Origin of the sequence: Pseudomonas sp. Seg1, assembly GCF_018326005.1 — a bacterium.
In the GTDB taxonomy this organism is placed as follows: domain Bacteria; phylum Pseudomonadota; class Gammaproteobacteria; order Pseudomonadales; family Pseudomonadaceae; genus Aquipseudomonas.
This window is the reverse complement of record NZ_AP021903.1, coordinates 3240497-3265968: the sequence shown is the minus strand read 5'-3', so window position 1 is coordinate 3265968 and position 25472 is coordinate 3240497. Positions and strand designations below refer to the sequence as shown.

The window sequence follows — 25472 nt, the reverse complement described above, 5'->3', positions numbered from 1 at the left end:
GCTCTTCAAGTGCAGAAATGTCTTCAGTCTTGGAGAAAGATGCTCCACCCAGGTCTTTGGAAACCGCTTCGGCTATCTGCCGATAGCTTACGCTTACATATCGAGCTCATTGATCACCCACCCCTGCGCCTCCAGCGCTGCCTTTCGCACAGCTCTCGCCTCCCTCTCGCCCAGCGCGCTGCTTCGAATAGCCAGGCACAGCAGATGCGTTGGCCTAGTCATACCTACGTACATGAGCATCCTGTTCTTCCGGTAAGTCACTTTGTGCTCTTTCTTCACCAGAGGCTTACCCTCCAGCCAGGGCAGCATCATTTCCAGGAAGCGCTGTCCACTGAATGTTTCCACAATCAGGGTCGCCGTATGAGTCTTGCCCTTTACAGAGTGCATGGACGCCAGCTGAACGTCGACGGGGTCGTCTCCGCCCTCCTCGGATCGGTAGGTGTTGATGGCTTTATGTGGTACCTCGGACTCGACATCGACCGTTTCCCCTGGTTCTGTCCACGCCAAGTAGGCTTCTACCTCGGAGCTGTTTGATATGGCCTCCCCAGGATGCAGTTCTGCGATCAGGCGTCGAAGCAGCACGACATGCGTATGAACCCACCGCTCCTCTCTTAGCGGATGCGAGTAGAACAAATAGAGGTAGATACATCGTTGGTAGGCTTTCAGAAGGTTCGTGTTAGACGCCAAGCTTCGCTCTATATAGCGGTGAAGCCTCGTCCTGATCTGGACAGGTTTTCTTAACCCACTACGTTCGGCGAGATGAAGCAGACACTTGGCAATCATCTCGACGCTTTCGTGAGCATGACCGGTATTGGCTAGGTGTGCCCTTGCCCTACGAACACCTTCAACGAACGTCTTAGGAGCGTATCTAGAGGTACTAGCATCAGAGCGGTAGGCGCTCCAATAATGCTCCAGGGCCTTTGGATATTGCTCGATCTTGTAGTCCTTCAGCCGATGCACTGCGCCGATTGCATGCACCCCATCCTTGCGCTCCGCAACGGGTAGACACCGGGACACCAAATTCGCAAATGCGCCGAGGACACCCCTTGCATTGTCGTCAGGGAAGACAAATATTGTGTTTGGACAGCCAACTCCCGTTCTGCCCCGACCTATCAACCCCCCGGTAATTGGAGCTACCGCAAAGCTGTTCGCCTGAGAGGCAATGGCCTGGTTGAATCGGAAGCTCGTGGAGATATCAATCGTCTCTCCATGAGGGAAGGCCCCATCGGACTCGCCGTCGCCCTCAAAGATCTGCTGATTGGGATCCCCCACCCTCACCACGACTGTATTTGCAGTATCGCGCGGAAAGACGTGGTTCAAGAGGCGACTCTGCTTCACATCGGTGTCTTGCATCTCGTCGACGAGCACGCAGGGGAACCGAGCTTGCAGCGACTGAGCAATATTCGGTTCTTGCTCGATCATGGCCTGGCCGAGCGTGAATACCTCGTCGTAGCAAAAGTAGCCTTCCGACGCAGCAGCGCCCATGGCTCTGCCTAGCTTTCCGTGTGACGGAGCTTTAGGTGAACAAATGTAGTGCGCGCCCCCAAGCGGATCAGAAAAGTCAGCGGTTTGAAGACGAAGATCAGCAAGCGTTTTGTCCTTGTTGCCAAGGAAGATCTCCATATTTCTTCGCTCACCACCCAACGCCCTTCCCCTGGCACGTCCAGTCGCCTCGTCATCAATCATAACCAACGGGTGGCCATTCGAGCGCAGCCAAGGCGACGCGAGAAACCGCATGACAAAACCATGGATGGTGTCGATGAAGTGCGGGTATCGCAGTAGTCTCTGGCCAACCTCTGTGGCGCCCAGCCGGCTCTCGATTTCCTCACGTGCCGCATTGGTGTGCGACAGCACGCAGATCCCCTGCGTTCGACTACGCCAGTGGCGCCCAAGTATGGCGAGCTTGGCAACTATCAAGGTGGTCTTGCCGCTACCCGGGCATGCCGCCACATCGAGCGTATCGAGGCGCTTGAGAAACTCCCTCCGTCGCTCATCCAGGTCGCGCAGCGACATAAGGGCGCTCACCCATTCGATGTCTGCATCCGTGACTGGCGGAACAAGATCTTGGAGCCGCATTACACAAATTCCCCCGCTTCAGTTGTCTGGGGAGGGGCCGTAGTGGCGGGCTCGGCAGGTGGTTCTGGTGTCTGAGAAAGAATTGGACTTCCAGTTGCAAACTCTATCGCTTCAACCAGGTATATCGGTAGCGCTGCACGCAAGCTCGCCTGGTCGAGTTCACCCTCATCAAATGCCATTTGCAGCAGGTCGACCAAGTGTTGAGCAGTGATCGACTTGGAGCCGGAATCCACAAGACGGTAAATCTCAGTGGCTCGCTCTTGATCGGTGGGATAGCGATCCTTGAGTACCGTCAGCGCCTTGCTCGCCTTCTCAAGGACTTTCTCGCGTGTCAGTTTGCGCTCATTCAGCTTCACGTCATGTACGGCCAACGTGGCAGCGCGATGCACCCATTCCATGAGTCCCTCGACAGCCAGATCGTATTCGAGCGTCCAATGAGTGGCCACGAAGGTTTTTACATTCTGACCATCACCACGTGAACGTTTTTCTCTATGAGCCGCTAGCCTCCGCGCTCGTTCCGCATCTGTAGCACCAAAGTCGCTCAACATCCGCCATCGACGAGGGGCCCGTTTGCCGCTAGCCGTGAGCTTGTTCGGGTTCAGTCCCATGATTGCCGGCGCGCAATCAGGCATTACATCCATATCGGTGATGCAGGCGGTTGGGATCTGGATTTCGCCTTCGGAGATATCAGCGCGCTGCATGATGTGCGCATAGCGACGCAAGCCAACTCCACCCACGTTGACGATCGACACGCCGTGCTTTGTCAGGTCGCGTTCTAGCAGCCGAGCCAACGCCGGCATAAGTATCGCCTCGGCATCCCCTTCTACGATGAGCAGCCCCTTCGCAAAGAACAGACTGGCTTTTGTGGCATCCAGAAAACGGCTTAGGAAGCGATAGTCATCAGCGGAGAGCTTGGTGCGCTCCTGCGCCATGGAGAACGCGCGCTGGCCTTGAATGAGTACCAGGTTTTCCAGAGCAATCTTAGAGCTCAGGTTGGGGCTGTGCGTGGTAAGAATCACCTGCACGGGGCGTGTCTGCGCTGGCTCTTGCTGTTGCCTCTGCGCCTGGGCTACAGGCTGGGATGCGCTCACCAGAAACTCCATCAGTCTGAGCTGGCGCTGCGGGTGAAGATGCGCTTCAGGCTCTTCGATCAACAGTAGCGGCAGCCCGTCCGGCTCCTTCCCAAGCAGGAGGAGCTCGCAGGCCATGAACAGCAGATTGTTTGAACCCAGGCCATAACTGCCCTTCGCAAGACCTGAACTCTTGTCCAGCAGCCCCAATTCGAGCCGCTCAAGGATTAGCTTGAGCTTTGCGGTCTCACTTTCGGAATTGCCGAAGCCAAGATGGCTATGAAGCGGGTGCCCAGCCAGTGAGAGAGGCTCCAGGTATCGGTCATTGATCGTCGCCTGGGCGACCTTGATGGCTTCATGTCCTCTAACGAGTTCACGCATGTAATCGCCCATGCCGGCAATACTCAGATCAGAGGCCTCAGCTGTTGACGCCGGCGGTGCGGTATCGACATAGGACTCACCGGTTTCAATCCCCGGAAAGCTGGACAGAACTTGAGACAATCGAGAGTTACGGCCCGGTGACATCTCCCGCTCAGCATCACGCAAAGGCTTCAAGTAAGCGGTCGCCAGCAACTGGCGCACACCGACGTCCAGTAAGGGCCCTTCTCCGCGCTCGCCACAACGAACTTGGATGTCTACCCAGCGACGAGATGCTGTCGGAATTGCGAGTCGACGTGCTGACCAGTGCACATGGAGCACCCCTTCCCCGCGAGAGAATGTTACGTACTCAGCAAAGGCACCGAGCTCTAACGAGGATAGCCCCGACAGTGTGCAAATCAAGGTGATGTCGGTCGCAGGCTCGCCGTTGCTCGTGACGTGGAAGTCTTCGAGCTCCAATCGCAGAAAGTCGCAGTCACGGGTCTGCAGGACATGCCGGATGGCGTCGATTACCGCTGTCTTGCCGGCATCATTCTCCCCTACAAGCGCAGTGACGCCCTCATTGAAGTGAATGAAAAAGCCTGGAGTCAGATCGCCAAACTGGCGGAAATTCCGGATCGAGAGCGCTGAAAGGTACATCCACTTCTCCCTAAGCTTGGCGTCTGTTGGCCTCTTGGCTTCCTGGCCGAGCGCAATGTTACTGGCTATATGCCACAGACTGAGGCGAGACGCTATCTCTAGCACCATCATCTGTAACGGGGGGCAATCAATTAATTTTCCGACTCAAATTCTTAGTGGCAACATTAGTCTCGAGATCGCGCACCGAATCCGGCATGCTTTCCCGCAAGAGTCAGAAGAAAATCGCGGCAGACCAGTCCCCTGAAGGAAACAGTGACCTCACTGTGAATTAATCGAGAAGAACAACTTGAAACTTAGCATTGATGGCTTAACACTAAGCACCTACGAGACGAAACTTGTTAGAATCTGCTCTGACTGCAGCAGAGCCTACAGCATATTAGATTATGCGGGGGGGGGGCGTGATCATTACTTCTATAGACCCACCAACTACAAAAATGGTTGCGAGCGGCACTGCTTAGAATGCTGGCTTGGTGTTTCTGAGCCTCTAGATACGCCTCCCGAAACGAACGAGTCTATAGGGGTGGAAACCCCTTGCCCTGAAATTCATCAACACTGGTATGACGAAAAAAACTATAGAAGCATTGACCAAGGTGATCTTTGTAAAGCATACAAAAAATATTTCCAAGAAGACTGCCATCTAGCAATACTCCCACTCTCTCGATTAGTTACTGATCGCTCAGTATTTCTCCCATATGGAGTTATGATCTATCCACAAGGAAGATTAAATCTAGCGAGCATACACGTTGACAACAAGCAGTTAACGAAGGTTGCATATTCTCAGATAAGCGCATCCAATGTGCGTTTAGGACAGCTGGATAAACATCCTTTGCTTGTGATACCTCTAAAGTTTTCTTGGGAGGAACTTAAGCGTGGCAGTCACAGCGCTCATCTGGAAATGATAGCCAGAATATCCGAAATAACTGACAGTCTGTGTTTTGACGTAATCAACTACCAAAACTGCAAGCTGGAACACCTTGCATGCGAAACCAAGCCAGCAAATGCTGGACAATTAATGTCCAATTCAATGATGTCGGCAGCGCTTTTGGTGAAATCGGATGCGATGAACTCCGTTTTGCTGGCCGGCGCAGCCTTCACACATGTAACTACGAAAGGTCTTGGCCTCGACTTACGTCAACCGGAGTGGGATCGGTTCCCACAGTACGGAGAGGTCGGCAAGATCGCTGCTCATGGGCTTTCGCTCTATTCTCAAATGCTTCAGACCCAATCAGCCACGTCAAAATTCGTACAAGCGTTAAGCTTGATTGAGTTCCTAGCATGTCCAGATGATTTTATGAAATTTCAGGATATAAAAAAGGTGGTCTCAAAATATGTGACCAACTGTCCCAAGGAGCACGAACGATTAATGGACAGATTTCGAGAGCTCACTGGAAAGAAAGACGAGACGACGAAGCAAGAGGTTGGGCTCAGAACCAATATTGTTCACATAGGGGCACGGCTCGAGCAACTGATCAAAAGCAGAAGTGAACGGGAGAATCTTTTTAGAGAGCTTGACGGCTATGTTCGCGCAATGCTAGATCACATGATTGAACACGACTACATGTCGAGCGAAGAGTATGAAACGCTGAAAAAAAGCATGTGATTCAGAACAGCCAAGTGCAAGGCACATCAGCTTCAACACTTCAACGGCTTAAAGGTTTTCTAAGGACAGAGTTTTTATGAGCACCCTGCTTCAACATGCCCCAACCAACCCAAAATTCTTGGCTGATATTACTCGCTCTATAATTGAGCTTGAAGACAGGATTAAGCAATTCCCATTCTTTCAATCTGCAAAAGCTGCGGGCACGCTGACCGCCCGTGAGAGCGGTGAGTTCTTCACTCAAGCGATCCAGGCCATGGAAGAGGCATATTCACGCGATCTGAACGCCTATTCAGCAATGCGCTGGATGTACTACTTTCGACGCACACCCAACACTGTTTTCGCCGGAAACTTGATTTCAACCTGCCCTAATGCACGTGCATTAGCTGAGGTCTACGCAAACCGTAGTGTCAAGCTGGAGTCAGCTGGGTACGGCAGCAAAGGTTTTGTCTTTCCTGTCAACGAAAGCACACTGAGGCATATTGCTCGCTTCATAGCCTTCATCAACATCATTTACGACTTGCAGGTTGGGTTCAAGTTAGCGAGTAAGGAATACCGCTTTACCTTCCCAACTGAAGGTAACCGCGCCCCCGGAAGGCTTACAAAAGGAGCGCTCGCCTTCAGACCGATGGCGAGCCCAGCACCAACGAGACTCCCGAGTCGCGTTTCAGATCCGGTATTGGAGAATGCGGTTCGGATATATGACCAGCGCCATGATTCCCATAGTCGTACATTTCATGGTGCCGCCTTGAACCAGGCAGGCTTGGCCCATGATGAGTCCGCTGACAAGATCATCAATACAGAGGTGAATTTTGCACAAGCGTATTGGGGCCTATTAAGCGACGAGATCGCGGTTGCGCCCCAAGAGTTCCTGAAAGGACACCCACGAGCCGCTGCTTACGGAAGCGCAGGAAAGGTTTTGATTCGGTTCCGCCCAAGCACTCTTGATCTCGCGAGAATCTTTGAACTGCATCGAGCGCCAGCACTGGAAAAACAAGCCATTGAGCCCAACGCCTCGCTTTGCCTCTTGGTACTTTTGATCGCTGGACGCTACTTACAGCGAAGCCGCTACTCGATCCTGCGGACTATGGAGCTCGGCTATTTCATCATGCCGTTCAACGAGTGGAACATGCTCGGGGAGAAAGTGTATGACGCCGTCTGCGATGACGTACGTCAGCACCTACCTCAGTTCCAGGCGCCGGAAAGCTTCGAAGCATTCAGCTCTAGCTGCTTGAGCTTTTTGGGAGAAGTTTGGCCTGCCGCTCATGGCGCTCCTGCCAGAAAAACGAATGACTACATGTGTGTCGACATGTGGGCGGCCTCTATGGGTTTTTTGGCGTGGTTCAACATCCCGAAGACACAAGGCAAAGTCGCCAACGAGCGGGCAACAAAATTCGAAGATGTCGTTCAACAAAGGATTGATCGAACCCGCTGGGCCGACGACAACATTCGCGAGCTTAGGCAACGGACGCTCAAAGTCGCTGGCCAAGCCGTGACCGATATAGATGCAATTGGCTCGTTTGAAGGCACCCTCCTCCTCGTGTCCTGCAAAAGCATCCCGTACACTCGGGAGTACGATCAAGGAGTCCATTCTGTTATCCGTAACGCTGCGTCGACCGTAAACAACGGTGTGAACACCTGGGTAAATATCGTGAATCGACTTTCAGAAAACCCAGTGGGTGACAACTTCGATTTCACCAAATACGAGAGAATCGTCGGTGTTGTTTGCACCCCCTTCGCGGTCTATACGAGCGATGAGCAGTCACTCTCAATTTCCGTGGGTACGCTGCGCTGGGCATGCTCACTTGATGAGGTGATTGCATTCCTTGAGGGTTAGCCTCTTAAGGTTGCAATTGCCACTCTCTAGGCCTGGGAGAACCTCAGTGCCGCGTCTACACGCGCGGCCAAAAATCACGAGTGCACAGCACCGCAAAACATGGATCGGCGAGACGGTTTGATTAGAAGTGGTACTTGTCAAAACGACGCCTGAACGCCTCCTCTGACCCCTCCATGATGTCCAGCACAGCTAAGGCGGTCTCTCGCCTGTCCAGACCCTCTTGTGCCAATACCCCTCCTCTTCCGTTGACAGATTCAAGTGCAAAAACGAATTCGGCGTCAGCATTCACAGGTAGGTTGGCGTTGTGCGTGGCCAAGATGATTTGGCGACAGGATTTTGCCTGCCGAAGCAACGGCACCAAGTCTTTGTAGATGAAGCTTGCATCTACTTCGTCCTCTGGCTGATCGATGATAATTGGGCCGTCGCCTTTCACCAGCAGCATGTGGAGTATCGCCGCATTACGCTGCCCTTCGGATAGCTGGCCGCCTTCCAGATTGCTCACCAATGACCGGTCGTTGCGATAGAGTTCGATGTCCACAACATCTGGGATGCGTGTCACACGAAAATTGCGCCAAGCGTCTGTCTGAGATGCGACGTAATCCTGTATTTCCTTCCCGAATTGCCACAGGATTTTTGGGCTCTTCGCGGGATCATTTAGCACTTCATAAGTGTGCTCCCAAGGAGATGCTGGCGGTATTTCCGCCGCGCTAAAGCTTTGGAAAAAAGTTTCGCCTAGTACCTGCCACTCGCGCCCTACCCGGGTACGCCTATCAGGCTCAATTTTCATCCGGAGCTTCTCGAAATGGGGTTGGTACGCCATGGGCTTTATCGATACGCGAATGGAGTTGCCAGTCTTTTTGGTGACTTCTGCTGCAACGCTTGTGCGGCACGCGGTTTGGCTGGCCCACATAGCAAAGAGCCGACTTAGCCTTCCCGAGGTGAGAAAATTGATCATGGCCACCGAAGTCTAGATACTCGTGGCCATCGGCAAGGAAATTAGGACTGGATTAATGGATGTGGTCGCTGGCAATTTCGATTTCAAAAGCTCGACCTACTCAGAGGTCGCTCAGTTGGTGGATGTGGCTGAACGCGTTATCCGCGAGAGGGGTATTAGATTCACCTCCCAAAGCGTACTGCACAAGCTGTTTGCCGATGCTCGGAAGCTAGAAAGGGAGTGGAGTGACTCAAGCAAATCACCAGGCCTAGTTACTGGCATAAATGCGGTTTACGCAGAGAAAATTGCCAGGGTTGTCATTGATCTGATCGATGCTCCTGGAGTCGAGGAGGCCATGCAGCGAATCGCAGGCAGCGACATAAACCTATCCAACCGCTTCAAATCCCAGGGCAAGGATGCCCTCTGGGAACTCAGCTTGCTGACGACTCTTCTGCGAAAGCAGATAAAGGCAGAGCTCGTGGATCCACCAGATATTGTTGTGGAGCTCCGCACAGGCTCTTACTCAATTGCCTGCAAGAAAATCTATGAGCTCAAAAGCCTGTCTTCTAGACTGCGGGATGGCGCTAAGCAGATCAGCAAATCGGGCAGCCCTGGAATCATTGCATTGAATATCGACGACCTGCTGCCTGGTGACCACATACTGACCTCCCAAAGCCCAAAGGTTGCTCTTGATATCCTGTCGACAGCAACCAAGCGTTTCTTCGAGAAAAACCACAACGCTTTCGACAAGCTCAGGACGAAAAGCTGCCTTGACGGGGTGCTTATCTCTGCCTCAACGATTTCTGACATAACCGCGACAAGTACGCGCTTGAATATGACAACTTCGTTTAATTTTTACCCGTTCCGGAGTGACGGGCTGGGGTACGATCGATCCTTTGAGCTTATCAGAAAACTTTCACCGAACGGACTAGCTGGAGTGTCCCCCTATCGAGTCTTCTCTTATCGTTGACGCAGGCTAAGATGAGCAGTGGCTACTCCCTTCTCGGATATCACCACTGCCCGTCTGTAACCATGCAAAAAAGACCATATGATTCAGCGCTTAAGAAATCCAAACTGGACGCACGTATCTCGCGTGGGGTGCGCTCTAGAGTTTCGATATCTCAAACTCTAGGCTTGCATTTGGAATGGTTGTCATCTCAAGCCTCGACGCCCATCCGGACTGGGCAATTGTACAGCTGCCACCGATAGATCCGATATTATTTAAGATAAGAGGCATCACATTCTTCTTGATAACGTGTATACGTTTTGTCAAGAAGTCTTGGGGGTTTTCTTTCCGTTCTTCACCGAACAGCATGCCTGTTTTCTTCCTTACGGAAACTGGAATAACAAACTCAGAATCCTCTTCGATGGCAGTCACGGTTTTAGGAATTACACTGGCATCTCCAATGCAGACAAGGCTCCAAGGGATAGCGGAAAAACGCTGTATTGCAGGCAGTTCCTCGACAATTTCCTTGCATTTGATTACTTGCGCACCTTTACTTCTTCGATACCCAACTAACTGTTCGCCAAACAAGATCAGCTCTACGTCTGGGTTTTGCATTGCATTCCGGCAAAAATCCTGAGCGCAGGACTTAACAACACGCTCCAAAATGTTCGCTAGAAAATTAATTGTGACAGGAACGAGCTCGCCGTCAGAAAAATTGTAGTCATCCCAGTAAGAACCGCCACGAAGCCCATCGCCTTCGTCGCTTCGTTGGTACACCGTCGGCTTTCCACTGGATTTGTCACGACCGAGTACCAGTTTTCGTGAGACTATCGAGGTGAACTCATTGAAGATATTTGATATTAAAGTGTAGTTTCCTGCATAAGCTAAATAAAAATCCCCGCCAAGGTACTCAGAAAACCCGTTGAGCCTGCCTAGCGCGACCTTGGGAATTTTGTAGCAAGCTTTAAATGGAAGGATTTTCTTAGTGTCTTCCGTAACACGCGCGGGGCCTCTACTGATCAACCCATCTGAGATCGCAAAGAAGCTGTCATTGGTGTAATGGAAAGCGACTATCGTCATGGTCAGCCCTTAATTCAATAAATACAAACAGCTCGCAAATTTCCGCACAATACCAGCACGTGATCAGAAATCATATTAATCCTGTCGACCAAGAATAACTGAGTGCCAGTCATCAGGAAAAGAGGAGCAGCACCTAACTTTCACTGCAGTCCGCTTGCAAGTTTCCATCACTCCTGCATAGTACCATCCGATGCTCTTATTAGAATTATGTTCTTTATACTTTACCGAGTCCGGGACTTGGCTTCCCCAGACAAAAAATCGGAGGCTAGGCCTTAGTCCGTCATCATCATTTTCGGAAGAAAATGAATGACGGATAGGTGTATGCGTCTGCGTGCTCATTGTCCCGACCTTCACACAGCCATTACCCCACAAACGGCTGTGGGCCCGCGACGATAAGGGCATTCTCAGGATTTTTCACAGCTTCGCCCACCGGACGCATTCCGCCCGGCATAAAGCCTACGAGGTTAGCCTCCGGCGTGTTCTCCACAAGCAGCTTCCCTTCTTCTGTCAGGCATCCCCGAAGAATGCCTAGTCCGGTGTTATGTACCACCAATGGCTCCCACTTCACGCCCATGCAAATCTCCTGATTTTTCGTGAGTTACTGCTTAAGAAAATACGCTGACCTTACGAAAGGAACACCAAGCATTCAGGTTGGTAAGCTCGGAGATCATCCGATACTCGTTAGGCGCAAGCATGACCTTGTAGACCGGGATGTCGATTTCACTGCAGATCTTCAAAATCGTGAGTGCATCAGGATCCGAGATCCTAGCCCCAAGATGGACAGCCTTCAGGGGCGCAGCGACACTGAAGCCTCGACCTCTCTATCGTCGTCTGGAAACACTAAACGCCACTCTCGTTCGTACTGCCAGTCGACAGCCTTAGACAGAGAGGCGGCAATCCCCTGATGGGAGTTCAGGGTAAGCATGGCTTGGCCTATCGCTTGGGAGTGGCGATCCCTTCGCCTCACGGTGCGAAAGGATCATGAGGCCCTAAAAAATGTCGATTACATTGGCCTGATCCCATGACTCTGAGCGAAGCATAAACCGGACACTACCGCTTATGAGGCTCGTAGGTACTTTACTGACTCAAAGCGTGACTTGATGGGTTTGGTATATTTCAAACCAATTTTCTTGAAGATTTCAGGATGCAACAGAAGCTCTATTACACGGTAGAACTCTTCCCGGTTTTCAGCCGTTTTGAATCTGATTGCAATCGACCAATTTCTAAAACGGGCATCCGTTAACCCTTTAGTAGCAGCGAACCCATGCTCGTTTATTACCCCCGTGCGGATTAGGCAAGTCAGTGACTTAAACTCCTTACTCCAAATCTTGGTGCTCCTGAGATCTACAGTGACGCTAAAACGGTGCTTTATCATCGGAGTGGCTCCACGGTTGTTTTTCAGATTGACCTAAGGGGCTTACGTTTCTTTCTTACTCTTCCCACTTCCACTCATTTTCGAGCTTGGTCAGGAGCCGGGCTGGAACATTTCTCCAGGCGACCATTTTTTTGGTCTCCATCACCGTATAGATCCCATGGTATTTGAGTCTGGTGATCATCAGCCCATCCTCGGCACAAGCTGCCTTAATGTCCTCAAATGTGTTGTCCAGAAGCCTTGAACGGCCTGAAATAGCCCTCATTAGCTCGTCGTCGAGCTTGAAGCGTCCACGTGTTTTGCCAGCGAAAGTAGCCTCGTGGAGATACCTAATTTTTGCTGCAATTTCTGCCGCTGAAGGGCAAGCGTTAGCCATTTTTATTAACCATGAAGAATCCTAGGTGAATCTATAGATAATACGGTTTTATCGCAAGTGCCGTTTCCAGGATGACCGTATCATCCTATCTATGACGAGCGAGGGTGACCACCTGACGCTGTGCGCGCCCTACGGGACGGCTGTCTTAAACCGAGTCGCACGCAAGGCGGCGTCTCCCCGTTGGGTTTCCACCCTCGCGCCTCGCCCTCTCGGCCTGCGCGCTCCGCTTGCTGTCAGAGTCAGAACCGGAGGCCCCAGACGGGGATGAGAAATACCCCAACAAACGCCTTCGCGGAAAGCGCGTTGCGGTGAAGTCCCTACCTGGCCGACCTTTGCTCCTTGGCTTGACTCCGCTTCACCTTCCTCTTGGCACCTGCCTAGATCTCGATCGCCATTGGGTGGCTACCCGTCCCGACAAAAACGCCCTCCGTGCGATGCTGGAGTCGCAAGTTCAAGAAAAGCTGCAGCACGACCCAGACGCGTTAACGACTTATGCAGCCAAGCCTGAACCAGAGCGCAAACCGTACACCAGCAAACCCACGGTTCAGGACAAGGCTTTTCACAAAGAGCTCGAGCAAATGCGTGCGGATGCTGAAGCTGAAGCTGGAGTGATACATACTCCTAAGCGTGAGCCGGAGGAAGAGGCTGCCCTGAGCTTAGGCTTGATGATTATCCGGGTCTGTAAAATGTGCTGCTGAGAATCTACCGGTAGGATCGGCTTCACAAAGTAGGTGCATGCACGAGCCGATTTATCTTGAACAGATTAAAGTTAGGACACTCACGTGATGAGCATCGAAGCAAAACTCCTTCACCTTCAATCCATCCAAAACTTGCTCGCACCATACCGCTATCTGTAATTGCGTAGACATTGAGGCAACCTGTGATGAGGTTGGAGTACACGAATCTCCAAGGTCGCTCCTGGTCAGATGAAAACGATTGAGATTGGCCTGGTGGTGATCGACCTTGAAACGCTTGAAACCGTCGATGAGTTCCAGCGTTTCGTACGCCCCCAGATCAACCCTAGACTTACTGATTTCTGCAAGCAGCTCACATCCATTCAGCAAGCGGACGTGGACAGCGCGGGAACCTATGTGGAGGTAGGTCTGGAGCTAGGAGCTTTCATAGAGCGTTATCCAGACGCGGCCTGGGCGTCTTGGGGTGACTACGATGCGAGGCAGCTTGAGCGTGACGCCGGATTCGCTGCGTGCCCTTCCCTGCTCGCCGGCCTGCAGCACTTCAACGTCAGAAAGTGGCATAAAGGCCTATACGACGATCAGCCGAAAAGTCTTAAGCAAACAGTAGAGTCGTTGGCCCTGGTTTGGCAGGGTACCTATCACCGGGGGATAGACGATGCCAGGAATATCGCGTCCATCATTAAGGAGATGCTCGTCTGATTAGGTAAGCCGGGGCTCGTGGCCCCGAAGGAACGACCTGAAAAGATGCGTCATAGGCATCAATAGCTTCGGCCTGCGTTTTGTTTAAAGAGATGTCTGAATTAGTAGTTGAAACGCATGCGCTCCAGCTTCCCCGTCACCAACAGGAAACCTAAATTAGGGGAGATCCTTCACCCTCGTGTAGGTCTTCCCACTAATAATGCTCCGGATCTGGTCGACTTTCGCCCCAGTTCTCTCTGCAATTTCATCCAAAGCATGACCGGTGGCTAAATCACGTATAGCCGTAATCTGAGATACCGAGAGGCGGTCTGAGCGGCTACATATTTGGGCCGCAGCCCACGCCTCATCTTGCCACCTCTCGGAGAGAGTGACTGGAGGAAGGCTTTCTCCTTGATGATCACTCAACCACGCATCTAGGAAACCGTCTCTTTCATCCGGCGCAGCGACCACTCCCTTACTAAGTATCGAGTGTTCCCTGAGGTATCGAAGGCCCGCCCTACCGCCAGGGATCATGTTGAGGCGTCGCTCATCGTCCCAATGGCCATCAATCAAAAATTTTTCGGTGTTGTAGAGTTTATCGAGGTCGTCAGTGATCGCCATCACCTTGTGATGGATGTAGGTAATTCTGCCCGCCTCCCTCTCTTCTCTGAATTTGCGATGAAAATGCAAATTACTGCCCTTCTCCACTGCTCGAAGATGTTCAGCCCACCTAGTCTGCCATCGCCGCTTTGTGATCCCAACGTAGAAGAAACCATCATCGGGATAAGAGTTACCCATTCCGAAGATATGCTGATAAAGCGCATACGCCTTATCAGGCCATCGCTCCGGCGACAGTAGGTAATGTGCGGGGATGGTAAACACGATGCTTGGAGTCTTGACCCCGAGGATATGTCCCCCGAACTGCAATCTCCTGGCAGCATTGATGAGCGCCTCATCGGTCACTACATCCAGCCGGATCAATGGCCCTATTGCAACTTCGGTCTCAGCGAGTGGACGCCCCGACGCAAACTCCCTTGTACCTACGAATCTATGTCCAACCCTTACCGGACTCTGGGGGACAATAAAAATCGGCTGATTACCAAGAGCAACGAGGTGCACAACCGGAATAATTTGGCCGGGAAGAAGCCTTATTGCTTGCCCAGGCTTTCGGGCGACGCTCAACCAGTGCTGCCCATAATCGGTCAAGCACCAGCGCGACAACTGCTGCTCCACTTCTCTTAATCGACGATGCATCGACTTGGGAGCAAGGTGCTCCCACCACAGGCGATTCAATCTTACCATCGAGCTATGACCCTCTGAGTTTTCACTGGCCGCTCATACGCAACGCGACGAGGCAACATGAAACATTCCAACAATTCGATCGTTTCCCGCACCGAGTTGAGTCGCATTGCTCCGCGAGTAAATGCATTCTAGTAAAGGAGCCCTATCACAAAGGAAAAACCATATGCTCAAAGCGGTAGCGCAATTCGTTTTAGGAGCGATCAAAGAAGAATTTGGACACCCCTCCTCCTTAATAAAACTGATCGCCAATGAACCGGGCCTCAACAAGCCATTGGTCGAATACGAAAAAGGTATTTCCAGCGAAGAAGTCGTGAAATGGCATGAGTTCGGCAACCTTTCTTATGAACGGAGCCGGCCATGTAAGGGCAGCCTCAACGGATTTGGCTATTGTCCTGGCGCTCGTCGTAATTATGGAGGCGTGTCAGTACGTCGTGATGACTTACTCAATCTCGGCACGACGCGAGAGGTGGACGGATGGCAATGCGACATTCAGGACGTTGATGGCTTTTCGGCGTCCAAGTCAGAGCTCCACTTGTTCAAAAGCATGGATGCAATGGTGGAGAGAAATTCGAAAGAGATGATTAATGAGATCACTCCAGAGAAGCTAGCTGAGAACTTGGCTTGGGATGAGATCCGAATCATCAGCCGTGTGGATCATGATTTTTTTCAGACGTGGTCTTGGGATGGACGAGTTTTCCTGATGAACAGCGGTGGCTCCCATCATTTTGCGGCATCCAAGTACATCGCAAAACGCCTCGACATCAAGGTGCCGTTGAGCGGTAGATATAGAGTTAACAGTATCAATCAGCTTGCTTTGGAGAGCCTCACGCAAGACTTCGATATCTTCGTGATGTCGTCTCATCACAGGCATCAAATGGGCTTTCACAGAGCGATGCAGAGCTTTAAGGCAACCTACTACTGGAAAGATCTGCCACGTCCATATGCTGATCAATGTGCGGTTTTCCTGCCAAAATCTGAGAAAAGGTCAGCCAACGTCGCCAAAATTTTACACGCGTCGGATTTCCAAGACCTTGGCCGCTATTTGAAAAACTTAAGCAAACGCTGATTCGGAAATAGTCTGGGACTCCCGGCCACCTGCGGAAGTCCTTTTCGCGAATTCACAGCCGTCTTGCGACCCTTTTCTTCAACGCATCCAGTCTTCGCTTTACCCCTATTTTTGGGTTCAAAATGATTGCATCCTCATAAGCCTTGATCGCCTCATACGGTTCGTCCAACGCCTCGTGCGCGAGACCTTGCACTTTCAAAGCGTTTGGCCTCCAAGCAGGATTGGCATCAGCTCCAAGTGAGCGAGCTCGAATCACTGCATCAAGAGCTTCTCGAGCACGCGCTGCGGAAAGTCCTGGCTCGTCCAGTACTTCTTCAGCTGCACGAATAACCCGACTGTAATCTGATGACCCAAGATTGGCCTTGTTCAGGTTGCCGGCATCGACAAAGTTACCGTCCCTGTCATACCTGAATTTACCAACCCCCTTCACGTCCGCAATCAGTAGCTTCTTATCCTCGTCGAATGCGTAACTTTCCATCCCTCCGGTTTGAGGGGTAACGCAAAACAGTTCCTCACCGGTTTCTAGGTCAAATAGGAAGATCTTGTAGCCGTGTTCTGTCTTGCTATTGGCTGTCGCACAATAGGCAAGCCTGCCATTCCTGGAAATGCCGCTTTCGAGGATGTTCGCCGTTAACTCTTTGCTTATGATGGGCGTGCCTTTGCTGTCGAAGACGCTGAAGGTTCCAGACAGAGTATTTCCAAAATGCCAGTCTTCAAGACTGAAGGAGCCGTTGTCTGCAACAGAGCCATTGTTAGGTCTTTGCATCTTTCCGTGCGTAGATACGACATCACTCGCCAAGTCAGCCAGGACAAATTCGCCAAGCCCGCTTTCACGATGACCTCCCCTACCAGCACTGGGGCCTGAGTCCCGCCATGAAATGGCCCATTTTTTTGATTTGGAAAGACTGTAGAGGCCGCCGTAATCCATGGTGCTGACATGCAGAAAAGGCTTCTCTAGCTCTACCATCTGAGATCTGGCTTTGACGAGCCCCATCTCTGGCTTGCCTGCATTTCTCTTTTTGAACAACCAGTCGAAAATCCCCATCCTTGCTGCCTCCAATATCTTTGTAATTCAAAGATTATAGAAACCTCTGTAGAGCTCCTAGCTGATCACGAACCATCTCGCACTCGGAAAAACGCGTTTGCATATCCAGCCACGAGTCAGAAGTAATCACTCGGAGCCTCCCCGGCGTAGGATGCAGCCATTACTCGTTAACGGCCAAGAAGGTATGGGTCGTCTTCAACGCTGTAATTTTCGAGTGTTAGCAATTCGAATTGAATGCCATCCGCCTTCAGGGCGGTCTCAGCCGACTGCATCTCCTCTTCGAACCGACCTCCTTTTTCCATGACCGCCAAAATAGCCCGATCCGGCCTAAGTCGCTTCGCAAGGTGAACGAAGTCCTCGATGTGAGCGGCCCGCAGACTGCGCCACGCCGACTTCACCTCGCAGAGAATGGATTCGCCATCAACGACAGCAAGCAGATCCGCTTCCACATCGGGATTTCTGGAATCGGGCGAATAGCCAAAACAAGTCGGCCCAAGATACATGAACGACGAATTCGCTCGATCACAAAGAGCTGACAGGAGCCAAACGAGTGACAAAACACTACGAGAGCGAAGGCTTTCAATGAGAAATTCGTTCGGTCGAAAATACCAAGGTATACCGACGGGCAGCTCTTTTTCAGTTCGACAAACGTCGCACACAAGGGCAGGCGATAACGCCTGATAATCAGTCCAATTGCGATGTTGACAGGTGTCGCAGATCCAAGGGTATCCTTGAAAGAGCATTCGACGCGTCCTCATTTCAGCAAGTCGATCATCGATCGCCTGCTGTTCCATACCTTCCCAATCTATATCGTCTTGTTCACTGTCTAATTTAGGCAATGGGTGCTGAGCCCAATACTTCGCTCTGTGTGCCTTCCAGCGGTCTCGTAAATTGTCGAGTGAGACGTGCATTCGAGGGGTTTTGATTGACTGCGCGGCTTTCACGATCAACGCGGCGAGAGCTTCAAGCTCACCGTCCAGCTGAAGATCGAACACCGGTCGTCCTTTGGCACGCTTAGCGAGTGCGTTTACAGTGGATTTGACGTCTACATCCGCAAGATTGGGTGCGCCGCCTAAGCTAGCAAAAAGATCTTGCAGGAACGGATGCAAAAGCAAGCTTTTAGAGCTGGCAAGACCTCCTGCCATTCCAAGAATGCCTGTTAGATGGGGGCTTTCGTTTGAGGCTTTCATCCATGTCGCTTTCTTTTGCGGCCAAGGTGGATCGCCAGGGCCGACATGCCTCGACGCAGATTCGAGGCACATCGCGCTCCTGAAAGCCTGATCAATATTAGGAACGGTTACTGACTCAAGCTCTCGGTTGAAGCCAGCAAATAGGGTCAGGTTACCGTTTCTGCTCGTACGACACCTAGGTGAAGGATTGTTCTGTGCGAAGCCTTTGGTTATGAATTTCGTGACAAAGGCACCCGCCATGCGCCACCTCTTCGGCAGCATCCACACGTTGTCTTGGGCGAGCCTCGGCTTATCCCGCTCATACTCAAAACTTAAATCGAGCGCCCAGAGGCCTAGCGTGAACACTTGGCCCGATGGCGCATCCCTAAGATGCTCCGGTTCCTTTGCCGGTGGGTAAGCAACCGGTGGGTTCCAGCGAAATGCATGCCGCTCTCCAGATCTAAATCCGTCTGAGAACTCAGCCACCTCACGAGCTTGTTTGAGCGAATCTTCGCTCGGAATGACATGCCCACCGACAATGACAGCAGCTGGCCCATGAGCACTCCATGCTTTTGCTGCTTGGAGCCGTTCAAGTACTTCGTTAAGCTCATCGATAGTATGGGACGCCGAGCGTATTCGAAGCTGCGACTGTCCACCTCCCCCGCCGTTTACGTGATTGCGCGTGTTAAGCAATTGAACGAGCTGGTTGAGCATATCCTCATCTTTCAGCTGATCGAGCGTTATCCGGAAACAACATAAGTCGCTGTCGAGCCATGTGGGGATTAGCAGCCTCGCATTCCAGAACATCAGCCTGTCCTCGAATGAGTCACCGATCACCAAGTTGAATGCATCACTCCATCGATAGTCACGTATTTCAAGGCGTGTAGCGTACAACGACGACAACATACTCAGGCTCGTGACACGCCTAGCTACAAACTCAAGAAAGGCCATTTCTTCGGATGCAACGCGGTCAAGGTCACGTGGTACTCCGTATCCATGCTTTTCATAATGATCATCCGAGACGATTGTTAGCAGTCCAGCTGTTGACCTAGCGTCGTTTGGATATACGCCCGTAGCCGCGCTCGTGTGGTAGGTACCAAAGTTGTCTGTCAAAAATCGACTCGGCTTTTCCGTATGCCAATTGTCGATGATCTTGATTTTTGGCATAGCTACCATTGGACTATGCCGAGCAAGACGAAAGACTGTGGAAAGGGAGGAAAGAGCTGCGGGATACTGTGGCCGAAATCCATTCAGATCTAGCCTCGGTTCATCGTCCAAGAGGTGAAGGATGTAGTCGCCTGGGACTAGGCGCTCATGAATTTCAAGAACTCGTTCTGCGGCTAAATTGACGTACGCGTAAACAATGTCGGGATCAAAAGCCTCCAACCATTGCCAGTACTCAGCGACAATTTGACCGTCCGCACAAGGTACGATGAGACTGAATCGCCCACCCCACCGCGAATAGCAGTCAGCAAATATTCCATCGAGCACTAAGCCTGCGTGCTCTGTTGACTCGACGAGAAAGGCTATTCTTAAAGGCCGGGATCTCACTCGTCCCGCTAGTTCTGAGCCAAGCTCATCTGACATTCCCCTCTCCTCATATGCTCATCAATATGACCCAGAGCGTAGTTCCACACGCCTGTCTATGCGACCGCGCTTCACCAACTATGGTGGTTATGAAACCGACACCACTTAGGCGATGAGTGCTCGTCAGCAAAAAGGTGCCTGGTGACCAAGCAACGTCACTCCCGTTCCGTTGAATTCAAACGCGAGGCTGCAGCTCTCGTGCTCCATCAAGGCTGTAGACATTATCGAGACCTGCTGCTCGCTCGGGCGTGGTCGAAGGTGTTCCCTACTAGCTATTACCCGCAATCTAGCCCATTACTACTCTGTCGTTTCCCAACATGGAGTTGAAAAATGCACGGTGAATATTCGTTATCAGATGTGCTGGAAAGGATGTACCAAAACCAACTCGCCCTCGAAGCAGCGCTCATGGAGCTTACCCTCTAGGTAGAGGCTCAAGGATTGTCAGAAGGGAGAAATAACATTCGTGGCGCGTTTTATACCATCGGTGACAACGCTGGCCACATCAAACGAGGCCTATCTCGCCTTAGAAAATAGCCATGACTCAATTACTATTTGATCTGGATCTGAAATGCGTATCGCGCGAGCACTACATCACCGGGAAAGCAGCGATCAACTTTCCCCATCCGGGTAGCACAACTGGTGGATGGCATTTTCTGTCCTACTTCGACAGAGAGTCGGGTGTGACGAAGGTATCTCTTGCAGGTATCCATTATCCGGATACCACTGCCTTTTTTAGCGATGCAGGAGTCTTGGACGTTACCGAGCGAATCGCTAAGCGCGGCTGGACATTAAGTGGTAAGCACATCTTCATGGCTGATCACTACAGGGCCGCTGCGGACATGATCGTCAGATGGGCCTTGAGTGAGTCCAGCCACTGTAACGTCGAGATCGCCGAATGGTTTCCTGATGAGATGGACAGACAACGACTGCCATCTCTTTTCGTACAGATCCTAGCCATATAGCCTTTTTACGTTGACTAAAAACACCTCTCCACGAACAGCTTGAGGACAGATCAATATCGGGTGCCCTTTCTCATCATCAACATGTGTGTCTTGGCCAAGGGCAATCGCTCCCGGCTGGCTAACTCCGTGATCAATCACGCCAGGCTTGGCGTACATGTACGAGCGGTTCAGGTTATGGTGAATGAGATTGAGCCTCGACGCCAGGTCGGGCCAGTGGTTTGCGGCGTCGATAGCGATGAATGACCCTTCTCCCTTTGAGCCAGATAACTGGATCTGGGTGTGGGACGTAAGCTCCCACCTCATCGCGCCTAGATAATCGGGATGGGCTACAAATGCGATGGGAGTGTCGAAGGGATGAGGGCCAAATACCACATTGCCCTGGCTGTCTGTGCGACCACTAAAGGTCGCTGCATTTCCGTTGACGAGACAGACATGAGCTCCAACAACGGCAACGCCATCAGAGTCGATGACATTGACAGCATAGCTATCCAGCGATGAGGCTGAGCCCGATGCCAGCGTCATGATGAAAGCCTGCTCGACTGCCTTCTGAAGCTGCTCAATAGCTTGACTCTGGAGCCGTTGAAGCGCGTGCCGTTCCTCACTGCCAGCGGACAAAAATTGCAGACTCTCTTTCCACACGAGCAGTTGGGCCTCAGGCTTGTCAGCCCACTCCAGCAAAATACGTCCTGTCACCTTGAGGTTAGGGGATTGAAGGTCGTCCACAACGATCTGGAGCACCAATGCACACGGTGACACACCGGGAATGCGGCCTCGTATCGTCAGAGTCCGATCCGCCTTGGCCCACCGGTGACCGACGTCATTGAGCCTCGCGTCTTTAAGTCCTGCAACAACCTCGTCTGCAAAAGAAGTGTGCGCCTGCCAGACCCTCTCCGCGGCTTCAGCAAGCTGTGATTGCCTGGCCGCCTCTCTGGCCGCCTCCATGTCCATAGCACGTTGGTGCTGGTCGATCTGCGCACCGAACTTGCTGATGTCAAACTTAATTGCCAAGTTAGATTCCTCGTGGGGCAGCAGCCATGCCTGCAAATCGGTTCGCACTTGAGCCATAGTCGGGCGGCGTTCAGGGGCAAACGCCGTCGCGCTTGCTATCAGATTGTCCAACTGAGCCGTTCGCTCTGCGGCAGGGAGGTACGTTCCGATTCGGAATGCTTCATGGTTCAAATCGTATGCTCCAGGTAAAGCAAAGCGCTGACCGGTCGCAAGTACCCATAAGGTTTTTGCGAGGGAAAACACGTCAGCCGGCCTACCGTCTGCTTCTATCGCATCATTGAGCATTTCCGGGGCGTTGTAGTAGATAGGGCCAATGCGTTCGTTTGGTTGCGTTTTCCCTTGCTTACCCTCAAAGCTCACCAAGCCAAAATCACCCACTGTCCAACGTTCTTCGTAGAAAAAGAGGTTGTCAGGCTTGATGTCACGGTGGGAAAACCCACGCCCATGCATCGTTTCAAGCACCTGTGCGATGTCGTGGATCGCCTGGACGACGTCAGGAAGGAAGGGCAACTTCCCAAGCTGTTTTGATAAAGGCTTAGCGAGCCCCATTACAAACCAAGGTCGTTGGTTCGGATCTGTGCCTATGTCAACGTCAAGCACAGGGATGACACCTGGGATATCCGCACATTGTTTAAGTGCGACCACTTCATCGCGAAAACGGGCTATCTGCTTTTTGACATGCGCCTTGTCACGTTTTCTGATGTCAATTCTGAGTTCTTTGAGGGCTCCGTCCCGCCCTTCCTTCTTTGCGAGAAAGACGTCACCGTTGCCACCATCGCCGAGTTTTTTGCTGGTGTTGTAAGACCATCCATTCACAACCTTCGGCTTGTTCTTCACCACTGTCGACCTGTTCTCCCCAGTCATACCACTCCCTCGATTTTCTAAAACGTTGGCAACAATCAGACCTCAGCCTGAGACTTACGACGAGCTTTGAGCGATTTCAAAAGCGCGGCGGAGCCCACGATGATCAACACCAAAACTGCCGCTCAGATCGCGATGTAGGTTGGCCAACGATCAGTTGCGTTGGTGGCACCCAAGATCAACGAGGCCACGACGATTAACACAGGCTGTAAGGACTTTGCTCATCGCGAAGATGCGGGTTTCGAAGCGGTGAATCAAGCTCGGCCAGCGGATGTCCTTGCCACTCTCGTAGGCTGAAAGTGCTCCAAGCGCAGCCGAATGCATCTCATCTCGCGATAGCAGAGCTAGCTATGTAGTGGTCAACTAATCCCGGACACGACGTTAAGTTTTTTCTCGGCCTGAGCTGGGGCCAGCCCACCGTTGAACTGATGTGGTCGAATCCAGTTGTACCGATGCATCAAATAATGGCTGATGTATCGGTGCGCTTCTTGAGCCGTCATGTAGCCCACGGTCGGTATCCACTCAGTTTTCAAGCTCCGGAACACGCGCTCCACGGCGCGTTGTCCCAACAGTTTCCACGACGACTCATGCTCTGGCGCATGCGGTAACGCCAGAGACATTGGCGAAACTGACGGCTGCCATATTGCGACCCCTGATCCGAGTGGAACAGCAGTCCTTGAGGTCTACCTCGCTTTTCATAAGCCATGTCCAACGCCTTGATCACCAATCCGCGTCCGGTTTGCTCGACAGCGCCCAGCCCGCATCTTCTGGACAGGACGATGTAGAGGTAGGTAACGAGCCCGAGGAAGCGATTCGACAGCAGGCCTCAGTTGATACGCTCGGCCAGACGGAGTCGCGTGTGACGACAACCGAGGTGGATAGGCAATAGTGAATGCTGGTGGCCACCGCACAGTTGTTCTGGAGATCGAGAGGCACTTTCAATGCCTGGTCTGGTCTACGCTTGCCGCATTCCGCAACTGTTAGCCGATGAATCAGCCAAAAGCTGAAATCCTGGGTAAGCCTCGCACTTTCACTCAGGATGGACAGAGAGATGTCACTTCGCTACCTTCAGCTCTCCGATAGCCACTCTTCAAGGATCGAAATGAACGTCACAACCGTGGAATGCGAAAGCTGGGCTGATTTCAAAAGCCGGATTATCAGTGACCTTTTTCCGACTGGCAGCTTTCAAAAAGGCCGATTTCTCTTTCGAGGTCAAGGCGGTGAGTCCTGGAAGCTGGCATCAACATTTGACCGCTGGTATGCGGACTACGAAGGCACGCCCGCTAATAAGATTGCGGTAGCTAACAGTCTCCTGAAAGGTTTCATACGTGAGTGTGAACAGGAAGACCTGCCTCCTAACGTCCGGGACGACCCGATGATGATGCTGAGCCTAGGGCAGCATAACGGGTTGCCCACTCGATTACTGGACTGGAGCGAAAGCCCCTACGTAGCTGCGTTTTTTGCGTTTAGCGGGCACATCCGACACGGTAATCGAACAGAGTCCAATGTGGCTATTTGGGTGCTGGACTCAACCCACTATATCTGGAATGACGATTCAGGTTGCTCGATTGTTAATGTCCCAAGTTTCGGTAACGAACGCATCCGAAACCAGCATGGGAAGTTTACATACCTGCAGAACCACGCTCGTTCAATCGAAGACTACGTCGCGCAGCGTGAGGGAAATGAGTGTGCCCTAAAAAAATACCTTGTTCCAGTTGATGAAACTGGCTCTGCAATGGCTGATCTTGATGCTATGGGCCTCAGTCATTCAAGGATCTACCCTGGGCTCGCTGGCAATGCCAAATCCTCGGAGGTGAGGGCAATTCTTGCCATGCGTGCAGAAAATCGCTAGGGCGGGCTTCGGTGTTGACTGGTATGTACTTGTTTAGCGCCGTGCAGTTACGAATTCGTTGAAGCTAACTTCACTCGGACGAAATTGTTCAACAGAATCGATGGTACGTTGAGACGCGTTAGCACCGCGTCGGTGGGGGGGGGGTAGGATGAGGTGCAATTGTCAGCCGTCTCCCCTGGGATCGAATTTGTCCCCATATCTGAGGTGTAAGGCGCGATTGCGTTCGATCCTACTGATCCAAGGATCGTAGTCCTCGGGCAACGCGGCGAGCTCAGCGCTGATGATCATTTGCACCTTCTCGTCACGGAGTAACCTGCTGGTCAGCTCGAGGTATTCGCCAAACGTAACCACGCCATAAATAGCGTGATTGTCTTTCACATAGAGATCAGTCATACCCACCCGCATATGGCCGTACTTTTCTACGTCATCGGGGTAGATGTCCTCTAGGCTGAGGTGCCCCATATCGAACTCCAGGTTTCAAAGGCTCCATCGAAAGCCTGCGCCATCATTGAAATCGTTCCTTCGCGCCAGCGCCTACTGAAGCCAGCCAACAGCAAGCCATTAAATATGCGCATGATAGCCTCCGCACAGACATCACTGCTCTGAGAGTCCGCTTTGAACACACCCCACGCACATGCCGATTACAACACCCTGGTCAACGCACCAAAATTTTCGGACGACCCAGTTGGGCAGCACCAAAAGAGACGTTGGAGACTGCTGGCTGAAGACATTTACCAAAGCACCACAATCGAGGCACTGCTGGAAGCAAGAGGCAAAGCTGAAGGCTACATCCATGGCCTTGTAGATGCCGGACACCTCTCGACCAAGGACTACGAGCGTGATTACCTAATTCTGTGTATCGCTCAAAGGCGGCGTGAATTCCTGCGCAAATTGCTGAACGAATGCGGTTACTGAGGCAGCAAACTCGTGCCTTAGCAGCAA

20 protein-coding genes and 2 pseudogenes are annotated in these 25472 nt (G+C 52.0%); 10 read left to right on the top strand and 12 right to left on the bottom strand.

Translation table 11 applies throughout. The features are described 5' to 3' along the window. Nucleotides 1-93: 93 nt before the first annotated feature. Both KI231_RS14455 and KI231_RS14450 read right to left on the bottom strand, forming a co-directional pair. On the bottom strand, nucleotides 94-2013 hold the full coding sequence (locus KI231_RS14455) for a UvrD-helicase domain-containing protein (protein WP_249412142.1): 1920 nt from the start codon (nucleotides 2011-2013) through the stop codon (nucleotides 94-96). 62 nt (nucleotides 2014-2075) lie between these two features. Next, nucleotides 2076-4163, bottom strand: a complete 2088-nt coding sequence (locus tag KI231_RS14450; RefSeq protein ID WP_213028692.1) for an ATP-dependent nuclease — start codon at nucleotides 4161-4163, stop codon at nucleotides 2076-2078. A 286-nt stretch (nucleotides 4164-4449) separates the two neighbouring features. On the opposite strand from KI231_RS14450, the gene KI231_RS14445 reads away from it, so the two are divergent. Then, the gene (locus KI231_RS14445) at nucleotides 4450-5763 is read left to right on the top strand and encodes a hypothetical protein (RefSeq protein WP_213028691.1); all 1314 of its coding nucleotides are present in this window, start codon (nucleotides 4450-4452) and stop codon (nucleotides 5761-5763) included. Nucleotides 5764-5839: 76 nt separating this feature from the next. Then, complete coding sequence (locus tag KI231_RS14440; protein WP_213028690.1) at nucleotides 5840-7597, top strand: hypothetical protein; 1758 nt, start codon at nucleotides 5840-5842, stop codon at nucleotides 7595-7597. Nucleotides 7598-7718: 121 nt separating this feature from the next. Here KI231_RS14440 and KI231_RS14435 read toward each other — a convergent pair whose 3' ends face one another. Continuing rightward, nucleotides 7719-8552: an ATP-binding protein gene (locus KI231_RS14435; RefSeq protein WP_213028689.1), complete on the bottom strand. Its 834-nt coding sequence runs from the start codon at nucleotides 8550-8552 to the stop codon at nucleotides 7719-7721. Between the two features lie 55 nt (nucleotides 8553-8607). On the opposite strand from KI231_RS14435, the gene KI231_RS14430 reads away from it, so the two are divergent. After that, a complete protein-coding gene (locus tag KI231_RS14430) occupies nucleotides 8608-9501 on the top strand; it encodes a hypothetical protein (RefSeq protein WP_213028688.1) in 894 nt (297 codons plus the stop codon). Between the two features lie 135 nt (nucleotides 9502-9636). Here KI231_RS14430 and KI231_RS14425 read toward each other — a convergent pair whose 3' ends face one another. The 3 genes from KI231_RS14425 to KI231_RS14415 all read right to left on the bottom strand — a co-directional run bounded on the left by KI231_RS14425 (nucleotide 9637) and on the right by KI231_RS14415 (nucleotide 12305). After that, a complete protein-coding gene (locus KI231_RS14425) occupies nucleotides 9637-10557 on the bottom strand; it encodes a hypothetical protein (protein WP_213028687.1) in 921 nt (306 codons plus the stop codon). A 361-nt stretch (nucleotides 10558-10918) separates the two neighbouring features. After that, entirely contained in the window at nucleotides 10919-11131 is a 213-nt protein-coding gene (locus tag KI231_RS14420) for a hypothetical protein (protein ID WP_213028686.1), read from the bottom strand. Nucleotides 11132-11987: 856 nt separating this feature from the next. Next, nucleotides 11988-12305 (bottom strand): hypothetical protein, encoded by a 318-nt coding sequence (locus KI231_RS14415; RefSeq protein WP_213028685.1) that lies wholly within the window; start codon nucleotides 12303-12305, stop codon nucleotides 11988-11990. Between the two features lie 398 nt (nucleotides 12306-12703). Between KI231_RS14415 and KI231_RS14410 the strand changes: the two genes are divergently transcribed. Continuing rightward, a complete protein-coding gene (locus KI231_RS14410) occupies nucleotides 12704-13003 on the top strand; it encodes a hypothetical protein (RefSeq protein ID WP_249412141.1) in 300 nt (99 codons plus the stop codon). Between the two features lie 228 nt (nucleotides 13004-13231). Beyond that, entirely contained in the window at nucleotides 13232-13699 is a 468-nt protein-coding gene (locus KI231_RS14405) for a 3'-5' exonuclease (RefSeq protein ID WP_249412140.1), read from the top strand. A gap of 156 nt (nucleotides 13700-13855) precedes the next feature. Here KI231_RS14405 and KI231_RS14400 read toward each other — a convergent pair whose 3' ends face one another. Beyond that, nucleotides 13856-14860 (bottom strand): GIY-YIG nuclease family protein, encoded by a 1005-nt coding sequence (locus tag KI231_RS14400; RefSeq protein ID WP_213028684.1) that lies wholly within the window; start codon nucleotides 14858-14860, stop codon nucleotides 13856-13858. 283 nt (nucleotides 14861-15143) lie between these two features. On the opposite strand from KI231_RS14400, the gene KI231_RS14395 reads away from it, so the two are divergent. Next, a complete protein-coding gene (locus KI231_RS14395; protein ID WP_249412139.1) occupies nucleotides 15144-16046 on the top strand; it encodes a DUF6685 family protein in 903 nt (300 codons plus the stop codon). A gap of 52 nt (nucleotides 16047-16098) precedes the next feature. Here the strand turns inward: KI231_RS14395 and KI231_RS30020 are convergent, their stop codons facing one another. Together KI231_RS30020 and KI231_RS14385 are read right to left on the bottom strand one after the other, a co-directional pair. Next, a complete protein-coding gene (locus KI231_RS30020) occupies nucleotides 16099-17091 on the bottom strand; it encodes a tetratricopeptide repeat protein (RefSeq protein ID WP_249412138.1) in 993 nt (330 codons plus the stop codon). 167 nt (nucleotides 17092-17258) lie between these two features. Then, on the bottom strand, nucleotides 17259-19847 hold the full coding sequence (locus KI231_RS14385; protein ID WP_213028683.1) for a hypothetical protein: 2589 nt from the start codon (nucleotides 19845-19847) through the stop codon (nucleotides 17259-17261). 330 nt (nucleotides 19848-20177) lie between these two features. On the opposite strand from KI231_RS14385, the pseudogene KI231_RS30015 reads away from it, so the two are divergent. After that, a pseudogene (locus tag KI231_RS30015) lies at nucleotides 20178-20381 on the top strand (hypothetical protein). 2 nt (nucleotides 20382-20383) lie between these two features. Beyond that, on the top strand, nucleotides 20384-20809 hold the full coding sequence (locus tag KI231_RS14380) for a hypothetical protein (RefSeq protein WP_213028682.1): 426 nt from the start codon (nucleotides 20384-20386) through the stop codon (nucleotides 20807-20809). Here the strand turns inward: KI231_RS14380 and KI231_RS14375 are convergent. Next, a complete protein-coding gene (locus tag KI231_RS14375; RefSeq protein WP_213028681.1) occupies nucleotides 20798-22654 on the bottom strand; it encodes a serine/threonine-protein kinase in 1857 nt (618 codons plus the stop codon). The genes KI231_RS14380 and KI231_RS14375 overlap by 12 nt on opposite strands. Nucleotides 22655-23037: 383 nt before the next feature. Next, nucleotides 23038-23437, bottom strand: a pseudogene (locus KI231_RS14370) (DDE-type integrase/transposase/recombinase); the annotation flags it as partial. Nucleotides 23438-23780: 343 nt separating this feature from the next. On the opposite strand from KI231_RS14370, the gene KI231_RS14365 reads away from it, so the two are divergent. Beyond that, a complete protein-coding gene (locus KI231_RS14365; protein WP_213028680.1) occupies nucleotides 23781-24530 on the top strand; it encodes an FRG domain-containing protein in 750 nt (249 codons plus the stop codon). 162 nt (nucleotides 24531-24692) lie between these two features. Here the strand turns inward: KI231_RS14365 and KI231_RS14360 are convergent, their stop codons facing one another. Then, nucleotides 24693-24992, bottom strand: a complete 300-nt coding sequence (locus KI231_RS14360) for a hypothetical protein (protein ID WP_213028679.1) — start codon at nucleotides 24990-24992, stop codon at nucleotides 24693-24695. Nucleotides 24993-25145: 153 nt separating this feature from the next. Between KI231_RS14360 and KI231_RS14355 the strand changes: the two genes are divergently transcribed. Next, a complete protein-coding gene (locus KI231_RS14355) occupies nucleotides 25146-25445 on the top strand; it encodes a hypothetical protein (RefSeq protein WP_213028678.1) in 300 nt (99 codons plus the stop codon). Nucleotides 25446-25472: the final 27 nt, after the last annotated feature.